This window comes from Micrococcus sp. MS-ASIII-49 (genome assembly GCF_000946635.1).
GTDB lineage: Bacteria > Actinomycetota > Actinomycetes > Actinomycetales > Micrococcaceae > Micrococcus > Micrococcus luteus.
Map to the genome: position 1 here is coordinate 1 of NZ_JXSP01000124.1, position 22277 is coordinate 22277.

Consider the following 22277-nt stretch of genomic DNA (forward strand, 5'->3'; position numbering starts at 1 on the left):
GGTGCGGGCCGGCGTCGTGGTGGGGAGGGGTGCCACCGGCCACTGGATGGCAGGGGTTTGTCATATGGCGACACATGACGCGGGCCGGAGGCGGGGTCCAGCCCTCCGAGAGGTCGGGAAATGAGACCTGTGTCACGTCGTTCCTTCCACGGCGCCCCGGTGTGGTTGACTTTTTCCCTGCACCGGTGACGACGCCGGGGCGCCCCTCACCATCTTGAGCGGCCGAGAGATCTGGCTCGACGACGCCGCAGCAACCACACCCCCACCGACCGGGCGCAGGTGCTAACGCCAGGACCGATGGAAAGGACGGGAATGTCGTCTACCCCTGCTCTCAGCACGTCTGCGCATCCCATGGGCACGCCCATGATCGAGGTGCGTGGTCTCGAGAAGACCTTCCGCCAGGGCGCGAAGGAGATCCGTGCGCTGCGCGGCGTCGACCTCGCCGTGGCCCCGGGCCGCATCCATGGGATCATCGGCCAGTCCGGCGCGGGCAAGTCCACGCTCGTGCGGTGCCTGACCCTGCTCGAGCCCCCGACCTCCGGGACGGTCTCCGTGGCGGGCAAGGACCTGACCCGGGAGTCGCGCTCCGGCCTGCTGGACTCCCGCCGCCGGATCGGCATGGTCTTCCAGCACGCCAACCTGTTCTCCTCCCGGACCGCCCGCGACAACGTGGCCTATCCGCTCGAGGTCGCCGGCGGGTCCGATGCCACCGCGCGTCGGGCGCGCGCAGACGAGCTGCTCGCTCTGGTGGGTCTCGAGGGCTTCGAAGGGTCCTACCCGGCGCAGCTGTCCGGCGGTCAGAAGCAGCGGGTGGGCATCGCTCGCGCGCTCGCGTCGGACCCCGACGTGCTGCTCTGCGACGAGCCCACCTCGGCCCTCGACCCCGCGAGCACGGAGGGTGTCCTGACCCTGATCGAGGACCTTTCCCGGCGCCTGGGCCTGACCGTCCTGGTCATCACCCACGAGATGCACGTGGTCAAGCGACTGTGCCACGAGGTGTCCCTCCTGCAGGACGGGCGGATCGTCCAGTCCGGCGACCTCGGGGACGTGGCGTCCGACCTCGACTCGCCGCTGTCCGCCGCGTTGCTGCCGTTGCCCACGCCCCATGCCGCTCGGGACCAGCGCCTCGTGGAGGTGCTCGGCCGGGGCCGGGCCGCCTCCCTGCCCATCACCCAGCTGGTCCGCGACGCGGGCGCCGGCGACGTCGAGATCCTGGCCGGCACCGTCGAGGACCTCGCGGGGGAGCGCTTCTCCCACCAGCTCCTGGGCCTGTCCGCCACGGAGGCCTCGGCCGACGCCGTGGTGGCGCGCCTGCAGGAGGCAGGCCTGACCGCTCGCGTCCGCACGGCTCGGCAGGCAGCCCAGGACCACGTCACCGCGGATGAGATCGGAGGAGCCCGATGACCTGGCTCGAGAAGCTGACCACGAACCCGGCGATCACCGAGGCCCTGCCTGAGGCGGTCGTGGAGACGTTGCTGATGGTGGCGATCTCCGGCGTCGCCACCGTGCTGATCGGCGGCCTCCTGGGCATCGTGCTGCATGTGACCCGTCCGGGGGGATTGAATCCCATGCCCGCCCTCTACACGGTGCTGTCCGCCGTGATCGTCAACATCACGAGGTCGATCCCGTACGCCATCCTCATGGTGGCGCTCATCCCGCTGACCAAGTGGCTCGTGGGCACGGCGATCGGGCCCATCGCGGCGACCATCTCCCTGACCATCGGCACCGCGCCGTTCTTCGCGCGCCTTGTGGAGTCGGCGCTGCGTGAGATCCCCTCGGGCACCGTGGACGCCGCGCAGGTCATGGGCTCCACCCGTGGCCAGGTGATCCGCAAGGTCCTCCTCCCGGAAGCCATGCCCGGCCTGATCGCGGCGACGACCACCACCCTGGTGACGCTCGTGGGCTACTCGGCCATGGCCGGCCTGATCGGCGGCGGCGGCCTCGGCCGCCTCGCCTACAACTACGGCTACCAGCGATTCCAGACCGAGGTGATGGTCGTGACCATCGTCGTCATCGTCGTCCTGGTGCAGCTCATCCAGTGGATCGGCGACCTGCTGATCCGCCGCATGGACCACCGCTGACCTCTCACCTTCTTCTTCATCTCTCCACCCCTCCGATACGAAAGGCCCCTCCCATGGCTCTGTCACCCCTCTCCCGCCGCACCGCCCTCGGCGCCGGCACCGCCGCTCTCGCCCTCGCCCTCTCCGCCTGCGGCGCCAGCGGCTCCGACTCGGCGGCCTCCTCCGCCCCCACCCCGGACCCGGCGAATCCCGTCGTCGTGAAGGTGGGTGCGAACCCCGTGCCGCACGCCCAGATCCTCGAGTTCGTGGACGAGAACCTCGCGAAGGAGGCGGGCATCGATCTGGAGATCCAGGAGTTCGACGACTACCAGATGCCCAACACCGCGCTCAACGAGGGCAAGATCGACGCGAACTACTACATGCACGAGCCGTTCTTCAACAAGCAGGTCGAGGAGCGCGGCCTGAAGATGGAGCACGGCGAGGGCGTGCACATCGAGCCCTACGCCGCGTTCTCCCAGAAGTTCGACTCCGTGGACCAGGTGCCGGACGGCGCCACCGTGGCCATCACGAACGACCCCGGCAACCAGCCCCGTGCCCTCAAGATGCTGGAGCAGGCCGGCCTGCTCCAGGACATCCAGGACGACTCCGCCGCCCTGACCCTCACCCCCGAGCAGAACCCGAAGGGCCTGCAGTTCGAGGAGAACCAGCCGGAGATCCTCGTGCAGATCCTGGACGACCCGGCGGTGGACCTCGCCATCATCAACGGCAACTACTTCATCCAGGCCGGCATGACCCTGGAGGACGCCGTGGTGGTCGAGGAGATCTCCGGCGAGAACCCCTACGCCAACTTCGTGGCATGGCGCGAGGGGGAGAAGACCCCGGGCGTGGAGAAGCTCGACGAGCTGCTGCACTCGCCGGAGGTCAAGGAGTACATCGAGCAGACCTGGCCGGGCGGCGACGTCACCCCGTCCTTCTGAGTCGGAGCGTCCCTGACGGCGCCCCGCGCCTGCCTCATCGGCCGGTGACATCCCCGCGGGGACGTCACCGGCCGTCGTCGTCGTTCTGGCAGACTTCGGCCCATGACCGACATCACCTCCACCCCCGCGGCCTCCGTCGCCGACGATCCCCTGGCCTTCTACGTGCGCCTCGGCGAGCCCACCGTGGACGCCGACGGCGTCCGCACCTCCCGCGTGCGCTCCACCGTGCACGCCCAGGGCGCATGGCGGGAAGAGGAGATGCACATGGCCGCCGTCTCGGGCCTGCTGCTGCACGAGGTGGCCGCGCACGAGACCACTCCCGGGCTGCGGGTGGGACGGCTCTCCTACGACATCCTGGGCACGCTCTGGTCGGGCGAGCTCGAGGTGGTCACGCGCACCCTGCGTCCGGGCCGGACCATCGAGCTCGTCGAGTCCGTGCTCCACGCCCGGGGCCGCACCGTGCTGACCCTGCGCGCCTGGCTGCTGTCCACCTCGGACACCTCCGCCGTCGCCCAGCTGCCGGACGAGCCCCTCCCGCCGCGCTCGCAGGCGCAGTCGCACAACGCGCTCCACGGATGGGGAGGCGGGTACATCGCCTCCCTCGACGGCGTCGTCCTGCCCGGCCACGGGCCGGGCCACGGCCGGGTGTGGCTCACCACGGACCGCGAGATGGTGGCGGGGGAGAGCACGAGCGACCTGGTGCGCCTGATCAGCCTCACCGATGCGGCCAACGGGATCGCCCCCGCCCTGCCGGCGAAGCCGGGCGGGTGGTTCTTCCCCAACGTGGACCTGCAGATCCACCTGTACCGCGAGCCCACCGGCCACTGGCTCGGCCTCGCGGGGCAGGTCACGGTGGGCCCGGACGGCGTGGGCCTGACCAGCACCGTCCTCCACGACGACGACGGCCCCTTCGCCCACGTCGAGCAGACCCTCACCCTGCGCTCCTGGCCGGTCGAGGGCGGCCTGTGAGCCCAGCTCCCCGGCTGCGCTGGGCCGTGCAGGAGCGGACCCTCGGGGCCGCTGAAGACCTCGACTGGGCCATGGGCGAGCTGGCCGTCTTCCGCGCCGCCGCGGCCGAGGGAAGGGCCCTCGACGATCTGATCCGCGTCTACGTGCCCGAACCGACGGTCGCGTTCGGCCAGCGCGACGCGCGGCTGCCCGGTTTCGCGGCCGCGGCTGCGGCGGCCCGGGCCCACGGCTTCGCGCCGGTGGTGCGCCGGGCCGGCGGGCGGGCGGCGGCCTACCATCACGGCTGCCTGGTGGTGGACCACCTGAGCCAGCAGGAGGACGCGGCACTCACCCAGCAGGCCCGGTTCGCCGAGTTCGCCGACCTGTTCGTGCGGGCGTTCGCGCGCATGGACGTGCCCGCCTCCGTGGGCGAGATCCCGGGGGAGTACTGCCCGGGTGAGTTCTCCGTGCAGGGTCCTGCGCCGACCTACCCGGTGAAGCTGGCCGGCTCCGCGCAGCGCGTGGTGAAGGGGGCGTTCCTGTTCTCCACCCACGTGGTGGTGTCCGACCCCGCCCCGCTGCGGGCCGTGCTCGTCGACGTCTACCGGGAGCTCGGCCTGGACATGGACCCCCGCACGGCGGGCGCGGCCGAGGACGTGCGTCCCGGGGTGAGCGTCCCCGCGTTCGCCGTGGCCCTGCGGGAGGAGTACACGGCGTGGGCCGCCGCCGCCGGGCTCGAGGTCGTGGACGAGCAGCTCGCCGTCCTCGGCGCGGGCACCGCCGGCTGAGGGCACGGGCGGCCCGGCTGCGGGCGGCCCGTCAGGCCGTGAGATCCGCGATGATCTCCCGCTTGCGTCGCGGGGTGAAGCCGGCCGCCACGGCCGCCGCCCGGCGCGCCGCGTCCGTCCGGTACAGGGACCAGCCCCGCTGCACGAGGAACGGCACGGGCTTGCGACGCTCGGCGACATCGCGCACGAACCGGCGGGCCGCCGTCGTGGTCCGCGCCTGGTCGATGTACCAGGCCGCGTAGCGGACCCTGGCCCGGTCCAGGGCGGCGGGCATGCGCTCGGCGAAGATGCCCTCCGCCACGATCACCCCGCCCGGCTCGAGCGCGACGGTGCTGTGCCCGCGGACGGAGGACGTGGAGATGTCGTAGTCGGGCACGCGCGTGGCGCCCTCCTCGAGCAGTTCGACGACGGCGTCCACGGCCGCCTGCTCATCCCACGTTCCGGGGTGGTCCCAGTCGATCTCACCGTAGGGGGTGCGCGGGAACACGGGGCCGGGCCCGCCCGCGGCGCCGTCGTCGGACTGCGGACGGTAGAACGCATCGAGCGAGAGGTGGGGCCGGCCGTGCCGCCGGGCCAGGTAGGACTTGCCGGAGCCCGACGCGCCGCCGAGCAGGATCACGGAGGGAGGGGGCGAGGCGGGGAGGATGGTCACGGGGGACCATTCTTCCCCACCTCGGCGCGTCCTCAGTGGCCGCGGTCGATCCACTCCTGCAGGTGCGGCTTCTCCGTGCCGATTGTGGTGGAGTCGCCGTGGCCGGTGTGGACCACGGTGGCCTCCGGCAGCGGGAACAGGCGCTCGCGGATGGACTCGATGATCGTGTCGAAGTCCGAGTACGAGCGGCCGGTGGCGCCGGGCCCGCCCTGGAACAGGGTGTCGCCGGAGAACACGACGCCGGTCGGGGCGCCGTCGTCGCCGGCCTCGCCCAGCGCGGGGGCGTACAGGCAGACCGAGCCGGGGGAGTGGCCGGGGGTGTGCAGCACCCGCAGCTCGACGCCGGCCACGCGCAGGACGTCGCCCTCGGCGAGCGCGCCGTCGGGCTCCTCGTCGGGGAAGACGTCGTCCCAGAGCATGCGGTCTGCTGGGTGGAGCAGCACGGGGGCGTCCACCATCTGGCGGAACTCCTGGACCTGGCGGATGTGGTCGTCGTGGCCGTGGGTGAGGACGATGGCCAGCACCTGGCGGCCGTTCACCTTCTTCCAGACGGCCGAGGCGTCATGGGCCGGGTCGATGACGACGCACTGCTCCGCGCCGCCGACGATCCACACGTTGTTGTCCACGTCGAACGTCTCCCCGTCCAGGGAGAACGTGCCGGAGGTGACCAGGTGATCGATGCGCGCCATCAGAGCACCACCACCGAGCGCAGGACGTCGCCGGACTTCATCGTCTCGAAGGCCTCGTTCACCTCGTCCAGGGCGATGGTCTCCGTGACGAACTCGTCCAGCGGCAGGCGGCCCAGGCGGTACTGGTCCACGAGCATGGGGAAGTCGCGCTCCGGCAGGCAGTCGCCGTACCACGAGGACTTCAGCGCGCCGCCGCGGCCGAACACCTCCGGCAGGGGCAGCTTCAGCTCCATGCCGGGGGTGGGCACGCCCACCAGGACGACGCGGCCGGCCAGGTCCCGGGCGTAGAACGCCTGCTCGTAGGTCTCCGGGCGGCCGACCGCATCGATGACCACGTCGGCGCCGAAGCCGCCGGTCGCCGCGCGGATGGCCTCCACGGGGTCCTCGTCCTTCGAGTTCACGGTGTGGGTGGCGCCGAGCTCCTCAGCCTTGGCGAGCTTCTTGGCGTCGATGTCCACCGCGGTGATCGTGGTGGCGCCGGCGAGCTTCGCCCCGGCGATCGAGGCCACGCCGACGCCGCCGCAGCCGATCACGGCCACGGACTCGCCGCGCTTGACCTCGCCGGTGTTGATGGCCGCGCCGATGCCGGCCATGATCCCGCAGCCGAGCAGGCCGACCGCGGCCTGTTCCTCGGGCGTGTCGACGCCGTCGACCTGGGTGCACTGCTTGGCGTGGACGAGCGTCTTGTCCGCGAACGCCCCGATGCCCAGGGCCGGGGACAGCTCCGTGCCGTCCTCCAGGGTCATCTTCTGGGTCGCGTTGTGGGTGTTGAAGCAGTACTTCGGTTCGCCCTTCCGGCACGCGCGGCACTCGCCGCACACGGCGCGCCAGTTGAGGATCACGGTGTCGCCGACCTTGACGTGGTCGACGCCCTCGCCGATCGCGGAGACCACACCCGTGGCCTCGTGGCCGAGCAGGTACGGGTACTCGTCGCCGATCCCGCCCTGCTGGTAGTGCAGATCCGTGTGGCAGACGCCGCAGGTCTTGATGTCGACGACGGCCTCGCCGGGTCCCGGATCGGGGATGACGATGGTCTCGATGGTGACGGGGGCGTCCTTCGCCATGGCGACGACGCCGCGGACCTTCTGGGACACGTTGTTCCTCCTGGTGGTGGGGATCTGCCCGATGCCGCGCATGCGTGGGGCGGCGCGACGTGCGGGCTCGTTCTGCCCATCCCATCACAGGTGTCTGTGCGACGCATCGGTGAGCAGCCGGGGGGCCTGGTGTGTGGTGTCGCCGCGGCGGCCGGGGGAGACTGCAACCTGACCCGCAGCACCGATGTGAACGGAGGGGCGAACCGTGGCAGGACATGGCAGAGACGAGGACGAGGCGTACGAAGCTCCGGAGGCTCCAGCCGGGGCTCCGGCCGGTGCCCGGAACGGCACCGGGGCGCTCGCTCAGTGGCGCATCCCACTGGTGGGGCTGCTGATCGGCGTCGGCCTGGGGGTGGTGTTCGGACTGGGCACCGAGAGGCCCTGGGGCACTGTGCTCGGCTGCGCGATGATGGGCTTCGCCCTCGGCATCGCGTGGATGTATGTCGAGCGTGGCCGGGACGGGAGGGACCGCTGACGTGTGCGGCCGCTACGTGATGGCCCGCGCCACGAGCGACCTGGTGGCCCTGGGCGATGCCGAGACGAATGAGGAGCTGGTGCTGCGCCAGAGCTGGAACGTGGCGCCGACAGCCGAGGTGCCGATCCTCGTGGCGCACGCGGACGACGGCGGTGCCGGAGGCACCCGTGGGGGCGACGGCGGTGCCGGGGTGACCCGGCGGATCCACGTGGCCCGCTGGGGCCTGGTGCCGCCGTGGGCGAAGGAGCTGTCCGTGGGGTCCCGTGCGTTCAACGCGCGCTCGGAGACCGTGGCCTGCAAGCCGACGTTCCGGGCCGCCGTCCGCGCCCGCCGCTGCGCCGTGCCGGTGGAGGGCTACTACGAGTGGAAGACGCCGGAGCCTGGCGCCAAGGGTCCCGACGGGCGGGCCGCGAAGAAGCAGCCCTACTACGTGCACCCGGCCGGGGCCGGGGACGGCGAGGGGCCGGTCATCTGGTTCGCCGGCCTGTACGAGTGGTGGCAGGACCCCGAGGCCAAGGCGGCGGGGGAGGACGCCTGGGTCCTCTCGACGACGATCCTCACCATGGCCGGGCCCGACGCGGACGACGACGATCCGGTGCTCGCCGCACTCGGCCAGCTGCACGACCGGCTGCCCGTGCCCATGGACGCCGAGACGATGGACCGGTGGCTCGCCCCGGACACGCTCGGGTCCGCCGAAGAAGCCGACGCCCTCGTGGGCGAGGTGTGCGCCGGCGCGTACGACGTCGCGGCGGGCTGGTCGCTGCGGCCCGTGGGGGGCGCTGTGGGGAATGTCCGGAACAACGGGCCGGAGCTGACCCAGGAGATGAGAGAGCAGCAGGGAACGCTGCTCTGAGGGACGGGGCGACGGGGATGACCTGCCCGTGAGGCGCGGAAATGCGACGCCGCGGCATCGTGATCGGATCGAGACGGATCCGAGACCGTCCTGAACTCCCCCTGAGAATGGGCTCTGCGTAGCGTGGGTGTCACCGGGCCGGCGCGAGCGCCGCATCTTTCGGCGGGGTGCCACGGTGAGGCCGGAGACGGTCATCTCCTGTTCACCCTGTCCGTGGACGGCACCCCGGTGGCCGCCGCTCTCTACGATGAGGCTGCCGGCACTCCGGAGGGCAACATAGGCCCCTCTGCCGGGCTCGTCTACGCGTGGGGCGAGCACAGCCTGGCCGACCCCGTGTTCGGGGACTACCCCGAGCGGTTCCTCACGCTGGAGCACGCCGAGCCGGGCGTGCTGCTGCCGTTCCGGTCCGAAGGCCTGGGCGACGACGCGGCGGTTGCGGAACTCTCGTGGGGTCCGCGCTGGGGTGCCCTCTGGCGCGACACCACGGTGGACTCCTTCACCGGGTTTCACTACCTCGCCGACGCGACATACCCGACCGACGACCGCCTCGTCCTCGACTGGTCGCTGGACGGGGTGACCGAGGGTGAGGACGTCATCATCACCCAGGACGCGGAGCGGTCCGCCGTCTTCGCACTCGTCGAGTTGCTCGCGGACGGGCAGAAGCCTTGGGCCCTGAACGTGCCGGCGGGGGAGGACGCCCCGTCTCCCGGCGAGGCGGACCCGGTGCCGCCCGCCGAGCAGGAGCCCGTCGACACTCCGGCTCCCGTGGCCGGGGAGGAACCGGGGGAGGGAACGGGCGGGGAGGAGACCCACACGACCCCGGACACGGTCGAGACCGGGCGTGAGGTTCCGGCGGGCGCGCTCGGAGCGCTCGCGGCCCTCGGCGCGGGACTCGTGCTCATGGCCCGGGGGCGGGTGCGCCGGGTCTGACACACCCGGCCGACGAGGGGGCCGCGGGGCGGTGGACGGGAGACCGTCGGCCGCCCCGCGGTCTGTGCTCAGCCGGCCGGAGCGGATTCGATGGGGCCGGTGCAGCCCCAGGCTGAGGAGTCGACGCTGCAGTCATCGGCGACATTGCGGGTGATGGTGCGCCAGATATTCGCGGTGACAGGGGCCGAGTCGAGGCTGATGGTGCCCGGGATGAGCACCCACTCGCCCCCGGCCTCCCGGTATTCGCCGATGTACACGGTGGTGAGGCGGACCGTGTACTGCCCGGTGTCCTCGTACACGTGGCTCGTGGGGGTGGGGACGTTGAACTCCGGCTGGCTCTGGCCTGCGACCGAGGTGGTCTTGGTGGGGGACCCGTCCCCGTAATCCCAGTGGAAGCTCACCGGCGTGGCGCGGAGTTCGACCTCGACCCCGTTGAGGGTGGTGACGAGCGTGCGCGTCTCGGCGTCTGCGTAGAAGTTCGTCTCCGCATTGCGGATCCCGCGTCCGCCATTGTCCGACCGGATCTCAGGCTCCAGCACGAGGAGCGTGCGGACCTCGTCGATGGAGACGGGCGGGGCGCCGTTGCTGGAGGCCTTGGCCGTCCAACATTTGGGGGCGCCATAGACGGGATTCGCATCAGGTTGACGGGTGTCTATGGTCTGCGCCCGGATCCATGAACCCTCGGGGCAGAAGTTGTCCTCCTGCTCTCGGCAGCTCTCGAAATCCGAGTTGCCGAGCTGCCCTGGGATGCACGCACTGACCGTCTTGTGCTCTAGGTGGGATGCCACGGGAGCCGACGAGTTTGCACCGTCTGTTCCAGGTGAAGAAATCTCCGACGGATCGGTGCAATTTACTTCAGACTTCACGGCGTTGTCGCCTATTCCATAGGAATTTCCCTGGGTGCCACATTTGACTACGGGTTCTTCGGAGGCGGCGGGCTGTGCAGTAAGGAGCAGGGAGGTAAGAGCGAAACCGCACAGGAAAAGCCTAGGTTTCATGCTGGTCATCCGGCTGGAGACTCGAGCGTCATGCTGTCTACGACCCAATGTCCAAGGTCACTTGAGTAGGAAAGTTCTGCAATCCACGGACTTTCAGGTGAGGCTGAAACCTCTCCGCCGGGAAGAATTTTTCCCTTGGAGTCACGGGCAGTCTCAGGGCTCAGATCGATGAGAAGTGTTGCTATATATCCGTCTGTAGATGGCTGGGTCGCCATGGAGGTGATGCTTGGGCCGTCGCCAGACATCCATCCGTCGTTCTCATATAGACCTGTCATTGACTGCTTGTACTGCTCGCAAAATTTGCAAGTCTTGCCTGATACCTCTTGCAGAGGTTGGGGCTCACCCGTCTGCTGCAGGAAATAAGTCGCCTCCCAGAAATAGCGAATCGCCGCCTCGGCGCCCTCCTTGGTCTCTTCCTTCATGGCGGCGGGCATCTCCGGCTTGGGCACGTTCTGAGCGGGACCGTCGGCAGATGCGGGCACGTATTCGCCGGACCTGCTCTCCGTGGCCGTGGGGGATGAGCTGACGCCCGCGGTCTCGCTCGTGCTCGCGGGCGCGGACGTCTCGACGGCGGGCTTGGCGGACGAGGGTGACGTCGTCGACGACTCGGCGGGCTCGGACTGCCCGCCACAGGCGGTCAGTGCGAGCGCCAAGGCCACGCTGAGCGTGCCGGCCTGGGCGAATCGGTGGCGGCGCAGGGCGCGCCCGGGTGCGGTGAGAGACATTTCCCCTCCAACTGGACGTCCGTCGTGTGTCCGCGCCTCCCGCGCTGATCCCGCAGCGCGGTGCCCGTGGCATGCGAGGCCCGGTTGGTTCGGAGTATACGCAGGCGGATTGTGGTCCTGCTCGCATTGTCCACAGGACCGTGCCGGCGCACTTCTTCCGGCCCAAGAGACGATTTTCTCGTGCATGTGCGCCCCAGGGTCGGGTCGAGGTCCGCGGTCAGGACTCGGTCCCTCCCATCCCGGGGGCCATGCGTCCTTAACGTGTCCGGCGGCCGCCCTACGTTCGCCTCCATCGCATTCGAACACATATTCGAGTACGATCGGGGGTGCGGCCCCACCTTCCCACTTCTTCCCCGCGTCCGGTCCGCCGGACGGGCCGCGCTCCCATCGCCCGACGGCACCCCGTCGTCGGTCCGGTCAGCAGTGCACAGGGAGAGAAGCAGAATGGGAGTCCTCACACAGTCGGTGGCGGTGGAGTGCGGGGCAGACGGCACCCCGCAGGGGCTGCGCTGGAACGGGCGGGACTACGTCCTCGCAGAGCGCCCCGTGCGCTGGTTCGAGCGGCGCCGCTGGTGGGCGGAGGAGGTCCGCGCGGAGAAGGGCCGCGGCGCCGGTCTCGTCGACCACGAGATGTGGCGGCTGCAGGTCCGCCTGGCCCGGGCCGGCGCCGCGCCCCTGCAGACCCTCGACGTCGCCCACCACCTGGACTCCGGCCGGTGGCGGCTCGTGCGCGTCCACGAGCACGCCCAGGACCTGAGGCGGTCGGCATGAGCCGGGCCACCGCGGCCGGACGCACCGCCGCACCCTTCGCCCACCTGCACGTCGCCTCCGCGTTCAGCGCCCACTACGGGGTCAGCTGGCCCGAGGACCTCGTGGCCGCCGCCGCGGCCGCGGACATGGACCTGCTGGCCTGCACCGACCGGGACGGGCTCTACGGCATGGCCAAGCACGTGGGCGCCTGCCTGCGCCACGGCATCACCCCGATCGTGGGCGTGGACCTGGCCGTCCGGTGGAGCGAGGACGAGAACGCCGGCCGCGTGGTCGTGCTCGCCCGAGGAGGCTGTCATGGCTCCGGCTACCGCTCCCTGTGCGAGCTCGTCTCCGCCGCCCACGCCCGCACCACCGGGGGAGCGGCAGGCGGCAGCCCGTGGGCCAGCGTCGCCGAGCTCGCCGCCGCGGCGGCCGGCCGGGTCCCCACCGCCGCCAACCGAGACAACCCGCCCACCCCCGAGCTGTTCGTCCTCCTCGGCCCGGACTCGGACGTCGGCCGCCACCTGGCCCGCCGCCGGTACGCGGCCGGCCTCGCCGCCCTGCGCCGCTGGAAGGCGGCCCTGCCCGCAGGCAGCCCCCACGCCGACGTCGTCACCCACCTCTCCGCCCCCGGCCGCCGCCTCGACACCGGGCACGCCGTGAAGACCCTCCGCGCCGCCCGCCAGGCCCGCATCCCCGCCGTCCTGACCAACGCCGTGCGCTACGCGGCCCCGGACGGTGCCGCCACCGCGGACGTCCTCGACGCCGTCCGTGCCCTCAGCTCCCTCGACGCCCTCCACGACCTGCAGCCCAACGGACAGGGCTGGCTCAAGTCCACCGCCGCCATGCACCGCATCGCCCACGAGGTCGCCTTCGCCGCCGACGACCGCCCCGCCCCCCTGCTCGAGGCCACCCGCCGCCTCGCCGAGGCCTGCGCACTCGACCCCGAGACCGACCTCGGCTGGGGCGTGCCCCGCGTCCCCGAGGCCGCCGTCATCGGCATCGACGGCCCCCCGGAGCACGTGCTGCGCGAGCGCACCCGCACCGGCCTCCTCGCCCGCTACCCCCACCTCCACACCGGGGGAGGCCTCCCCGGCACCAGCCAGGCGGCCCGAGACCTGCAGGACCGCGCCGAGCACGAGCTCGGCATCATCACCCGACTCGGCTTCTCCTCCTACTTCCTCACCGTGGCCGCCGTCGTCGACCTCATCGAGGGCATGGGCATCCGCGTGGCCGCCCGCGGCTCCGGCGCCTCCTCCCTCGTCAACCACGCCCTGCGCATCTCCCATGTCGACCCCATGGCCAACGGCCTGATCATGGAGCGCTTCCTCTCCACCGACCGCTCCACCCTCCCGGACATCGACATCGACGTGGAGTCCGCCCGCCGCCACGAGATCTACCGCGCCGTCGTCGATCGCTTCGGCGCCGAGCGCACCACCCTCATGAGCATGCAGAACGCCTACCGGGCCCGCGGCGCCGTCCGCGACGCCGGCCTCGCCCTCGGCATGCCCGAACCCGAGGTGGACGCCATCGCCAAGCAGCTCTGGCGCTTCTCCGCCTCGAACTTCCGCGAGGCACTCCAGCGCATGCCCGAACTCGGCGGCCTCTCCCGCCGCATCGAGTCCGGCCGCGCCGAGGGCGACCGCCAGCTGGACCTGCTCGTCGACCTCACCGAACGCCTCGACCGCCTGCCCCGCCACATCTCCATGCACCCCTGCGGCGTCATCCTCGGCGACGCCACCCTGCTGCACCGCACCCCCGTCCAGCCCTCCGGCATGGGCCTGCCCATGAGCCAGTTCGACAAGCACGACATGGACCCCATGGGCTTCCTCAAGCTCGACATCCTCGGCGTGCGCATGCAGTCCGCCATCGCCTACACGATCGCCGAGGTCGAACGCACCACGGGCGAGCGCATCGACCTCGAACAGGTGCCCCTCGACGACCCCGCCACCTACGCGATGATCCGCACCACCCACACCCTCGGCTGCTTCCAGATCGAGTCCCCGGGCCAGCGCGAACTCGTCGGCAAACTCGCCCCCCGCGAGTTCAACGACCTCACCGTGGACATCTCCCTCTTCCGCCCCGGCCCCATGCAGTCCGACATGGTCCGACCCTTCCTCGAACAGCGGCACGGCTGGGCACCCGCCCACTACCCGCACCCCGACCTGCGGCCCGTCCTCGCCGAGACCCACGGGGTCACCGTCTTCCACGAACAGGTCCTACGCACCATGGACGTCATGACCGGCTGCGGACTGGCCCGCGCCGACGAGCACCGCCGCCTCCTCGGCGGCCCGCAGGAACACCTCGTCGAAGAGGCCTTCCGCACCGGCGCCCTCGCCCGCGGCTACTCCCTCGAAGTCATCGACGAGGTCTGGGCCACCCTCTCCGCCTTCGGCTCCTTCGGCTTCTGCAAGGCCCACGGCGCCGCCTTCGCCGTCCCCACCTACCACTCCGCCTGGCTCAAGACCCACCACCCCGCCGCCTTCATGGCCGCCATCCTCGAACACGACCCCGGCATGTACCCCGCCCGCCTCATGGTCGCCGAGGCCCGCCGCATGGGCATCCCCGTCCTCCCCGTGGACGTCAACGCCTCCTCCCGCCACGTCCACGTCGAGTGGGTCCCCGCCCACCCCGAGATCGACGACGGCGCCCCCGGCCGCTGGGGCATCCGCCTGCCCCTCACCAGCCTCTCCGGACTCAGCGAAGCCGAGACCGACCGCCTCGACGCCGGCCGTCCCTACCGCTCCCTCGCCGACGTCCGCGACCGCGCCCGCCCCACCGCCCGCAACCTCGAACGCCTCGCCCAGCTCGGCGCCCTCGACTGCCTCCTCCCACCCGGCGGCGCCTCCCGCACCGACCTCGTCCACCACCTCGAACTCCAGCACTCCACCACCCGCGGCACCGCCCCCGGCCGCACCGCCCCGCGCTCGCGGTCCGCCCGTCCACGGCAGGTGGAGGGCCAGCTGGCCCTGGACCTGCCGGACACCGAGCTCACCGCCCTCGCCCCGCTCTTCCCGGACCCGGGCCCGGCCGCCCGGGTCCGCACCGAGCTGGAGCTCACCGCCCTGGACGTCACCGCCCACCTCATGGACTCCCACGCCCCGTACCTGGACGCGCTCGGCGTCACCCGGGCGAAGGACCTGCTCGGGCTGCGCACGCAGTCCCGGGTGCTCGTGGCAGGGGTGCGCGTGGCCACCCAGACCCCGCCCATGCGCAGCGGCAAGCGGGTGGTGTTCCTCTCCGTGGACGACGGCACCGGCTGCGTGGACGCCTCCTTCTTCACCGAGGCCCAGCACGCCTCCGGGGAGATGCTCTTCTCCGCCCGCCTCCTGCTGATCGAGGGCACCGTCCGGCGCACCGGCGACCGGGCCGTGTCCGTCCAGGCCGTGCGCGCCTGGGACCTGCACCGGCCCGAGACGCTCCCGGACCCCGACTACCTGGACGCCACCCGGCAGCAGTGGCGGGACTGGCTCGCGGCGGACCGCCGAGCCGCCGCCGCGCGCCGCAGCGGCCGGGCGGGCACCGGAGCGCAGCCCCTGCCGGACATCCCGCACCACGGCACGGGCGGCTGGCCCGTGAAGGTGCGCACCGACGTCGGGCCGGCCGGCGGGGCCCGCCCCGGCCGCACGGCACCCGATCGGCCCGCTCCGGAGCACACCCCGATCCCGGTGCCCCACCCGGAGACGTGGGAGCTGCTGCCCACCCCGGACAGATGAGACCGTCCGCCTCCGTGCCCCGCCGTCCGGCCGCGCCCCTAGAATGGGACGCGGCCGACGGTGGCCCCCGTACGCCACCGATCCCGAAGCCAGACCTCGAAGGAGCACCGTGTCGGAGCCGAAGAACATCCTGCTGACCGTGGACGGAGAGCTGCGGGAGGTGACGCACGGCACCACCGGCCTCGACCTCTTCCGCGAGAAGCCGACCACCGCCGTCATGCGGGTGGACGGCCTGCTCTGGGACCTGGCCCGGGAGATCCCTGCCGGCGCGTCCGTCGAAGCGGTGGACATCACGGAGCCCGAGGGCCTCGAGGTGCTGCGGCACTCCACCGCCCACGTGATGGCCCAGGCCGTGCAGCAGCTGCGCCCGGGCGCCAAGCTCGGCATCGGCCCGTACATCACGGACGGCTTCTACTTCGACTTCGACGTCGACGAGCCCTTCACCCCCGAGGACCTCAAGCAGATCTCCTCGCTCATGCAGAAGATCGTGAAGTCCGGCCAGACCTTCCGCCGCCGCGTCGTGGACGAGGAGACCGCCCGCGCCGAGATGGCGGACGAGCCCTACAAGCTCGAGCTGCTCGGCAAGAAGGATGCCGCGGACACCGCCGGCGAGGGCGCCTCCGTGGAGGTCGGGGCCGGGGAGATCACCATCTACGACAACGTGGACCGCAAGACCGGCGACGCCGTGTGGTGCGACCTCTGCCGCGGCCCGCACCTGCCCTCCACCAAGCTCATCGGCAACGGCTTCGCGCTCACCCGCTCCGCCGCCGCCTACTGGCTCGGCAACGAGAAGAACAAGCAGCTGCAGCGCATCTACGGCACCGCCTGGGCCAGCAAGGACGACCTCAAGGCCTACCAGGAGCGCCTCGCCGAGGCCGAGCGCCGCGACCACCGCAAGCTCGGCGCCGAGCTGGATCTCTTCTCCTTCCCGGACGAGCTCGGCTCCGGCCTGCCCGTGTTCCACCCGCGCGGCGGCATCATCCGCAAGGAGATGGAGGACTACTCCCGTCGGCGCCACACCGAGGCCGGCTACGAGTTCGTCTACACCCCGCACATCACCAAGCAGCACCTCTACGAGGTGTCCGGCCACCTCGACTGGTACGCGGACGGCATGTTCCCGCCCATGCACATCGACGAGGTCCGTGATCCCGAGACCGGCGAGATCACGCGCCAGGGGCAGAACTACTACCTCAAGCCGATGAACTGCCCCATGCACAACCTGATCTACCGCTCCCGCGGCCGGTCCTACCGTGAGCTGCCGCTGCGGCTGTTCGAGTTCGGCTCCGTGTACCGGTACGAGAAGTCCGGCGTGGTCCACGGGCTCACGCGCGTGCGCGGCATGACCCAGGACGACGCCCACATCTACTGCACCCGCGAGCAGATGAAGGAGGAGCTGACCACCACGCTCAACTTCGTCCTCGACCTGCTCAAGGACTACGGCCTCAACGACTTCTACCTCGAGCTCTCCACGAAGGACCCGGAGAAGTTCGTCGGCTCCGACGAGATCTGGGAGGAGGCCACCCGCACCCTCGCCGAGGTCGCGGAGGCCTCCGGTCTGCAGCTCGTCCCGGATCCGGGCGGCGCCGCGTTCTACGGCCCGAAGATCTCGGTCCAGGCCCGGGACGCCATCGGCCGCACGTGGCAGATGTCCACCATCCAGCTGGACTTCAACCTGCCCGAGCGCTTCGACCTCGAGTACCAGGCCGCCGACGGCACCCGTCAGCGCCCCGTGATGATCCACCGCGCCCTCTTCGGCTCCATCGAGCGCTTCCTGGGCGTCCTCACCGAGCACTACGCCGGCGCGTTCCCGGCCTGGCTTGCCCCGGAGCAGGTCGTGGCCATCCCGGTGGCCGAGGCATTCAACGACTACCTGGACGACGTCGTCGCGAAGCTGCGTGCCGAGGGGATCCGGGCGCGCCTGGACGACTCCTCGGACCGCTTCCCGAAGAAGATCCGCACCGCGGCCAAGGAGAAGGCGCCGTTCGTGCTGATCGCCGGCGGCGAGGACAGGGAGGCGAACGCCGTGTCCTTCCGCTTCCGCGACGGCACCCAGGACAACGGCGTGCCGGTGGAGGAGGCGATCGAACGCATCGTGAAGGCGGTGCGCGAGCGCGAGGTCACCCCATGACCAGCCCCGGCACCGGCGGATCCGACGCGCGGGCGCAGGCCCGCGCGTCGGCGGACGCCGCCGCCACGGACGGCTTCGAGCTGCCCGGCGCCCCGGACGCCTTCGAGCGGTTCTGGAACGCCCACCGCATGGCGTACGTGTCCAAGGGGACGGGCCAGGTCAAGGACGAGCACACCTGCCCGTTCTGTGCGGCCCCGCAGCGCGACGATGAGGACTCCCTCATCGTCCACCGCGGCCGCACCGCCTACGTGGTGCTGAACCTGTACCCGTACAACCCCGGTCATCTGCTCGTCTGCCCCTACCGCCACGTGCCCCTGTACACGGACACCACCACGGAGGAGGCCGCCGAGATGGCGGAGCTGACCCAGACGGCGATGCTCGCCCTCGGCCAGGCCGCCGGCGCGTCCGGCTACAACCTCGGCATGAACCAGGGGGCGGTGGCCGGCGCCGGGATCGCGGCCCATCTGCACCAGCACGTGGTGCCGCGGTGGACCGGCGACGGCAACTTCCTGCCGATCATCGCTCGGACCAAGAACATGTCGCAGACCCTGGGGGAGACCCGGCAGATCCTCGCGGGCGTCTGGGACCGGGCCGCCCGGGACCACGCCGCGCGCCGGGCGGCCAACGCCCGTGCCGCGGCCGAGCATCCTCGCCCGGGGGCCGGAGACCCCGCCTGATGCTGGACCGTCACGCGCGCGGCGTCACCACCCGCCTGTTCACCCCGGTGGCCCGTACGCTCCTGCGGGCCGGGGTCAGTCCGGACACCGTGACGGTCGTCGGCACACTCGGCGTGAGCCTGGGCGCGCTCGTGCTCTTCCCCCTGGGGCACCTGTTCTGGGGCACGCTCTTCATCACCGCGTTCGTGTTCTCGGACCTGGTGGACGGGATCATGGCGCGCGAGGCCGGGTCCACCGGCCGCTGGGGCGCGTTCCTCGACTCCACCCTGGACCGCGTGCAGGACGCGGCCGTGTTCCTCGGGCTGTGCCTGTGGGGCTTCGGCGTCGGCGCCGCACCCGCGGTCGGCGCGCTCTCCGGGGCCTGCCTGGCCCTGGGCATGCTCGTCTCCTACGTGCGCGCCAAGGCGGAGGCCCTCGGCTGGGACGCGCACGTGGGCATCGCCGAGCGCGCCGAACGGCTCGTGGCCACCCTCGTGGTCGCCGGCCTCACCGGCCTCGGTCTGCCCCCGGTCGTCCTGGCCGTCACCTTGGGGCTGCTCGCCGCAGCCTCCCTGGTCACCGTCGGCCAGCGCATGGCTGTGGTGCGCCGCCAGGCGCGCGACGACGTCTGACCGGCCCGGCCGCAGGACCCGCCCGTCAGTCCGCCGCGATCTCCGCGACGACGGCGCCCGTCACCTGCACGAGGTCGGCGGGCGCGATCTCCACATCCAGGCCGCGTTGCCCGCCGGAGACGTACATGAGCTCCGCGTCGAGGGCGGAGGAGTCCAGGACGACGGGGTGGGGCCGGCGCTGGCCCAGGGGAGAGACGCCGCCCCGCACGTAGCCGGTCCGGCGTTCGACGACGGCCAGATCGGCCAGGGCGAGTCGCTTGACGCCCAGCACCGCGGCGGCGGCCCGCAGGTCCAGCTGACCGGACACGGGCACCACGCACGCGGCGAGCGCGCCGTCGGGGTCCGCCACCATCAGCGTCTTGAACAGTCGGTCGGCGGGCACGCTGAGCGCCCGGGCGACCTGGACGCCGAACCGCTCGCCGCCGGCGTCGAGGGCCACGTCGAAGGTGTGCAGCCGGTACGGGACCCCGGCGGCCTCGAGGGCGGCGACGGCCGGTGTGGCCGCCCCGTGCCGGGCGCTGCGATCCTTCTTGCGCTGGCCCACGGCGGACTCAGGCGATCCCGGCCTGCTCGCGCACGTTGCGCTTGATGCGGCCGAGCATGGCGGACATTCCGCGCAGGCGCAGGGGGGTGAGGGCCTTGGCCAGACCGAGGCGGGTGGGGATGTCCTCGGGCACGTCCAGGACCTCGAGGGCGCTCAGCCCGTCCAGGCCCTGGGTGAGCACGGAGGCGAAACCGCGCGTGGTGGGCGCCTCCGGGGGAGCGGTGATGAAGAGGCGGACCGGGGCCTGCGGACCGGGCTCACCCTCGAGCTCCACGGCCAGGAACAGCGGGGTCTGACACTCCACGACCTGCTCCATCTCGGCCTCGTGGCCGTCGTAGCGCTCCGGCAGCGCCGGCAGCTCGTCCGAGAATTCCAGCAGCAGCTCGAGCTTCTCGGGATCGGGCACCCCGGCGAAGTCGTCGATGATCTCGGCCAGGGCGGCGGGCACGGCGTGGTTCTCGGTCATGGTGTCCCAGTCTAGTGATCCACGCCGTGCCGGGGGCTCAGCGCGCGGGGGCCTCGCCCGGCTCTTCGCCGACGGCGATCGGCAGGCGCACGGCGTTGCCCCACTCGGTCCAGGAGCCGTCGTAGTTGCGGACGTCCTCGTGGCCGAGCAGGTACTTGAGCACGAACCAGGTGTGGGAGGACCGCTCGCCGATGCGGCAGTAGGCGATCACGTCGTCGCCCTCCTGCAGCCCGGCGCCGGCGCGATAGACCTGCTCCAGCTCGGCGCGGGACTTGAAGGTGCCGTCCTCGTTGGCCGCGGACGCCCACGGCACGGACGCCGCCGTGGGGATGTGGCCGCCGCGCAGGGTGCCCTCCTGCGGGTAGCCGGCCATGTGCGTGGTCTCGCCCGTGTACTCGGGACGGGAGCGGACGTCGATCAGCGGGGTGGTCCCGATGGCCTGCAGGACGTCCTCGCGGGCGGCACGATCTGTGTGGTCGTCGCGCTCGATCACCGGGTACTCGGCGCGGGCCACGGTCGGGACCTCGCGGGTGGTCTCGCGTCCCTCCGCGATCCACTTGTCACGGCCGCCGTCCATCAGGCGCAGGTCCTCATGGCCGTAGAGGGTGAACACCCACAGGGCGTAGGCGGCCCACCAGTTGGACTTGTCGCCGTAGAACACCACGGTGGTGTCCCGGGAGATCCCCTTGGAGGCGGCGAACTCGGCGAAGGCCTCGGGGCCGACGAAGTCGCGGGTGACGGGGTCGTTGAGCTCGGTGTGCCAGTCGACGCGTTGGGCGCCGGGGATGTGGCCGGTGGAGTAGAGGAGAGCGTCCTCGTTGGACTCGAGGACCACGACGTCCTCGTCGCCGACATGGTCGGCGACCCACTGCGTGGACACCAGCTTCTCGGGGTGGGCGTACTCGGAGAACTTCGCGGCGGTATCGGTCATGGCACTGCCTTCCTTCGCGTCGGGGCGGGCCCGCACGGGCCCGGGGCGGGCGGCACGACGACGGCGGGTTCCGTGTCCGTGCCCTGCGCGCCAGATTACGGCACGTCGGTGTCACGTAAGAGGGTAGGGGCCCCTCAGTCCGGGACACGCGAGGTCACATGGGTCGGGTCCGCGGCCCGATAGCATGGCCCGGAATCCCCGTCGTCGACCCTGGGAGTGTCCCGTGGCTCAGATCGTCCACCTCGCCGACCGTTCGCCGCAGGTCACCCCGGACCAGCTGTTGTCCGGCTTCCACCCGTCGTACCGCTTCGGCACGGTGTCCTTCGACACCTACATCCCGGACCCCGCGCACCCCTCGCAGGCACAGGCCGTGGAGCGGCTGCGCCGGTTCGCGGCAGACCTCGGCCGGGGCGGTTCGGGCGGCGGGTTCCTCGGCGGCCTGTTCGGCGGGAAGAAGCGGGCGGCAGGGCCGGCCGGCATCTACCTCGACGGCGGTTTCGGCGTCGGCAAGACCCACCTGCTGGCCTCGACGTGGCACGCGGCCCCCGGGCCCAAGGCGTTCGGCACGTTCGTGGAGTACACCAACCTCGTGGGCGCCCTGTCCTTCCGCAAGGCGGTGGACGAGCTCAAGGAGTACACCCTCGTGTGCATCGACGAGTTCGAGCTCGACGACCCGGGGGACACCGTGCTGATGTCCCGCCTCATGCGCGAGCTGGCCGACGCCGGCGTGCGCCTGGTGGCGACCTCCAACACCCTGCCGGGCTCGCTCGGCGAGGGGCGCTTCGCGGCGCAGGACTTCAAGCGCGAGATCCAGGTCCTGGCCGACCAGTTCGAGGTCATCCGCGTGGACGGCGAGGACTACCGCCACCGCGGCCTCTCCGCCGCCCCGTCGCCGCTGGACGACGCCGCCGTCGAGGCCACCGCCCAGGAGAACTTCCCCGACGCGGGTGTGCTCGCCGTGGACGACTTCGCGGACCTCACCGCGATGCTCTCCCGCGTGCATCCCTCCCGCTACCGCGAGCTCGTCAAGGACGTGGACGTGCTCGCCCTCCACGACGTGCACACCATCACGGAGCAGGCCACGGCCCTGCGCTTCGTGGTGTTCGCGGATCGCCTGTACGACAAGGACGTGCCCGTCCTCGCCTCCGGTGTGCCCTTCGACGCCCTGTTCACGCAGGAGATGATGCACGGCGGCTACATGAAGAAGTACTTCCGCACGGTCTCCCGCATGACCGCCCTGGTCCGGGAGGGCCAGACGGGCGTGGCCGAGCACAAGTGAGCCACCGCCCCTGACCGGCACGACG

Annotated in this window: 22 protein-coding genes and 1 riboswitch; of the genes, 14 read left to right on the plus strand and 8 right to left on the minus strand. The window is 71.6% G+C overall.

Features of this window, described 5'->3' with window-relative positions; genetic code table 11:
* Nucleotides 1-206 precede the first annotated feature (206 nt).
* Nucleotides 207-304, plus strand: a riboswitch (SAM riboswitch).
* A gap of 59 nt (nt 305-363) precedes the next feature.
* From SJ20_RS08875 to SJ20_RS08895, 5 genes are all read left to right on the plus strand, one after another.
* Complete coding sequence (locus tag SJ20_RS08875) at nt 364-1404, plus strand: methionine ABC transporter ATP-binding protein (protein WP_041102743.1); 1041 nt, start codon at nt 364-366, stop codon at nt 1402-1404.
* Complete coding sequence (locus tag SJ20_RS08880; RefSeq protein ID WP_010078799.1) at nt 1401-2081, plus strand: methionine ABC transporter permease; 681 nt, start codon at nt 1401-1403, stop codon at nt 2079-2081. The genes SJ20_RS08875 and SJ20_RS08880 overlap by 4 nt, the downstream gene beginning before the upstream one ends.
* Before the next feature lie 53 nt (nt 2082-2134).
* Nucleotides 2135-2998 (plus strand): MetQ/NlpA family ABC transporter substrate-binding protein, encoded by an 864-nt coding sequence (locus SJ20_RS08885; RefSeq protein WP_010078798.1) that lies wholly within the window; start codon nt 2135-2137, stop codon nt 2996-2998.
* Between the two features lie 102 nt (nt 2999-3100).
* On the plus strand, nt 3101-3967 hold the full coding sequence (locus SJ20_RS08890; protein WP_041102744.1) for a thioesterase family protein: 867 nt from the start codon (nt 3101-3103) through the stop codon (nt 3965-3967).
* Nucleotides 3964-4734, plus strand: a complete 771-nt coding sequence (locus SJ20_RS08895; RefSeq protein WP_044659655.1) for a lipoate--protein ligase family protein — start codon at nt 3964-3966, stop codon at nt 4732-4734. The genes SJ20_RS08890 and SJ20_RS08895 overlap by 4 nt, the downstream gene beginning before the upstream one ends.
* Before the next feature lie 31 nt (nt 4735-4765).
* On the opposite strand, the gene SJ20_RS08900 is transcribed toward SJ20_RS08895, so the two are convergent.
* Genes SJ20_RS08900 through SJ20_RS08910 form a run of 3 tightly spaced genes read right to left on the minus strand, consistent with a single transcriptional unit; the run spans nt 4766 to nt 7169 of the window.
* Nucleotides 4766-5386 carry a uridine kinase gene (locus SJ20_RS08900; protein ID WP_020628074.1) on the minus strand — a complete coding sequence of 207 codons (621 nt, stop codon included), beginning with the start codon at nt 5384-5386 and terminating at the stop codon, nt 4766-4768.
* A 32-nt stretch (nt 5387-5418) separates the two neighbouring features.
* A complete protein-coding gene (locus tag SJ20_RS08905; protein WP_004167600.1) occupies nt 5419-6075 on the minus strand; it encodes an MBL fold metallo-hydrolase in 657 nt (218 codons plus the stop codon).
* Nucleotides 6075-7169: an S-(hydroxymethyl)mycothiol dehydrogenase gene (locus tag SJ20_RS08910; RefSeq protein WP_044659656.1), complete on the minus strand. Its 1095-nt coding sequence runs from the start codon at nt 7167-7169 to the stop codon at nt 6075-6077. Before SJ20_RS08910 ends, SJ20_RS08905 begins: the two co-directional genes overlap by 1 nt.
* A 322-nt stretch (nt 7170-7491) precedes the next feature.
* Between SJ20_RS08910 and SJ20_RS12205 the strand changes: the two genes are divergently transcribed.
* From SJ20_RS12205 to SJ20_RS12210, 3 genes are all read left to right on the plus strand, one after another.
* Nucleotides 7492-7644, plus strand: coding sequence for a hypothetical protein (locus SJ20_RS12205; RefSeq protein ID WP_225348462.1), 153 nt, complete (start codon nt 7492-7494; stop codon nt 7642-7644).
* Between the two features lies 1 nt (nt 7645).
* The gene (locus tag SJ20_RS08920; protein ID WP_044659658.1) at nt 7646-8497 is read left to right on the plus strand and encodes an SOS response-associated peptidase; all 852 of its coding nucleotides are present in this window, start codon (nt 7646-7648) and stop codon (nt 8495-8497) included.
* A 213-nt stretch (nt 8498-8710) separates the two neighbouring features.
* Nucleotides 8711-9427, plus strand: a complete 717-nt coding sequence (locus SJ20_RS12210; RefSeq protein ID WP_230278124.1) for a hypothetical protein — start codon at nt 8711-8713, stop codon at nt 9425-9427.
* A gap of 68 nt (nt 9428-9495) precedes the next feature.
* Here the strand turns inward: SJ20_RS12210 and SJ20_RS08935 are convergent, their stop codons facing one another.
* Together SJ20_RS08935 and SJ20_RS12355 are read right to left on the minus strand one after the other, a co-directional pair.
* A complete protein-coding gene (locus tag SJ20_RS08935; RefSeq protein WP_230278125.1) occupies nt 9496-10215 on the minus strand; it encodes a PKD domain-containing protein in 720 nt (239 codons plus the stop codon).
* A gap of 215 nt (nt 10216-10430) precedes the next feature.
* Nucleotides 10431-10874, minus strand: a complete 444-nt coding sequence (locus SJ20_RS12355) for a DUF6318 family protein (protein ID WP_155643112.1) — start codon at nt 10872-10874, stop codon at nt 10431-10433.
* A gap of 720 nt (nt 10875-11594) precedes the next feature.
* Here SJ20_RS12355 and SJ20_RS08940 point away from each other — a divergent pair.
* The 5 genes from SJ20_RS08940 to pgsA all read left to right on the plus strand — a co-directional run bounded on the left by SJ20_RS08940 (nt 11595) and on the right by pgsA (nt 19032).
* Nucleotides 11595-11921, plus strand: coding sequence for a DUF6504 family protein (locus tag SJ20_RS08940; protein ID WP_036338972.1), 327 nt, complete (start codon nt 11595-11597; stop codon nt 11919-11921).
* The gene (locus tag SJ20_RS08945; protein ID WP_044659660.1) at nt 11918-15616 is read left to right on the plus strand and encodes a DNA polymerase III subunit alpha; all 3699 of its coding nucleotides are present in this window, start codon (nt 11918-11920) and stop codon (nt 15614-15616) included. The genes SJ20_RS08940 and SJ20_RS08945 overlap by 4 nt, the downstream gene beginning before the upstream one ends.
* Nucleotides 15617-15725: 109 nt before the next feature.
* Nucleotides 15726-17744 (plus strand): threonine--tRNA ligase, encoded by a 2019-nt coding sequence (gene thrS, locus SJ20_RS08950; protein WP_044659661.1) that lies wholly within the window; start codon nt 15726-15728, stop codon nt 17742-17744.
* Nucleotides 17741-18421 carry an HIT domain-containing protein gene (locus SJ20_RS08955; protein ID WP_044659662.1) on the plus strand — a complete coding sequence of 227 codons (681 nt, stop codon included), beginning with the start codon at nt 17741-17743 and terminating at the stop codon, nt 18419-18421. Before thrS ends, SJ20_RS08955 begins: the two co-directional genes overlap by 4 nt.
* Nucleotides 18421-19032: a phosphatidylinositol phosphate synthase gene (gene pgsA, locus SJ20_RS08960; protein ID WP_044659663.1), complete on the plus strand. Its 612-nt coding sequence runs from the start codon at nt 18421-18423 to the stop codon at nt 19030-19032. Before SJ20_RS08955 ends, pgsA begins: the two co-directional genes overlap by 1 nt.
* Before the next feature lie 25 nt (nt 19033-19057).
* Here pgsA and SJ20_RS08965 read toward each other — a convergent pair whose 3' ends face one another.
* From SJ20_RS08965 to SJ20_RS08975, 3 genes are read right to left on the minus strand one after another with little or no spacing between them, the layout of a single operon-like run.
* Nucleotides 19058-19576, minus strand: coding sequence for an aminoacyl-tRNA deacylase (locus SJ20_RS08965; RefSeq protein WP_044659664.1), 519 nt, complete (start codon nt 19574-19576; stop codon nt 19058-19060).
* Nucleotides 19577-19583: 7 nt separating this feature from the next.
* Nucleotides 19584-20042: a SufE family protein gene (locus SJ20_RS08970; RefSeq protein ID WP_004167585.1), complete on the minus strand. Its 459-nt coding sequence runs from the start codon at nt 20040-20042 to the stop codon at nt 19584-19586.
* A 37-nt stretch (nt 20043-20079) separates the two neighbouring features.
* Nucleotides 20080-20973, minus strand: a complete 894-nt coding sequence (locus SJ20_RS08975) for a sulfurtransferase (RefSeq protein WP_044659665.1) — start codon at nt 20971-20973, stop codon at nt 20080-20082.
* Between the two features lie 223 nt (nt 20974-21196).
* On the opposite strand from SJ20_RS08975, the gene zapE reads away from it, so the two are divergent.
* Nucleotides 21197-22252, plus strand: coding sequence for a cell division protein ZapE (zapE, locus tag SJ20_RS08980; RefSeq protein ID WP_080981737.1), 1056 nt, complete (start codon nt 21197-21199; stop codon nt 22250-22252).
* Nucleotides 22253-22277: the final 25 nt, after the last annotated feature.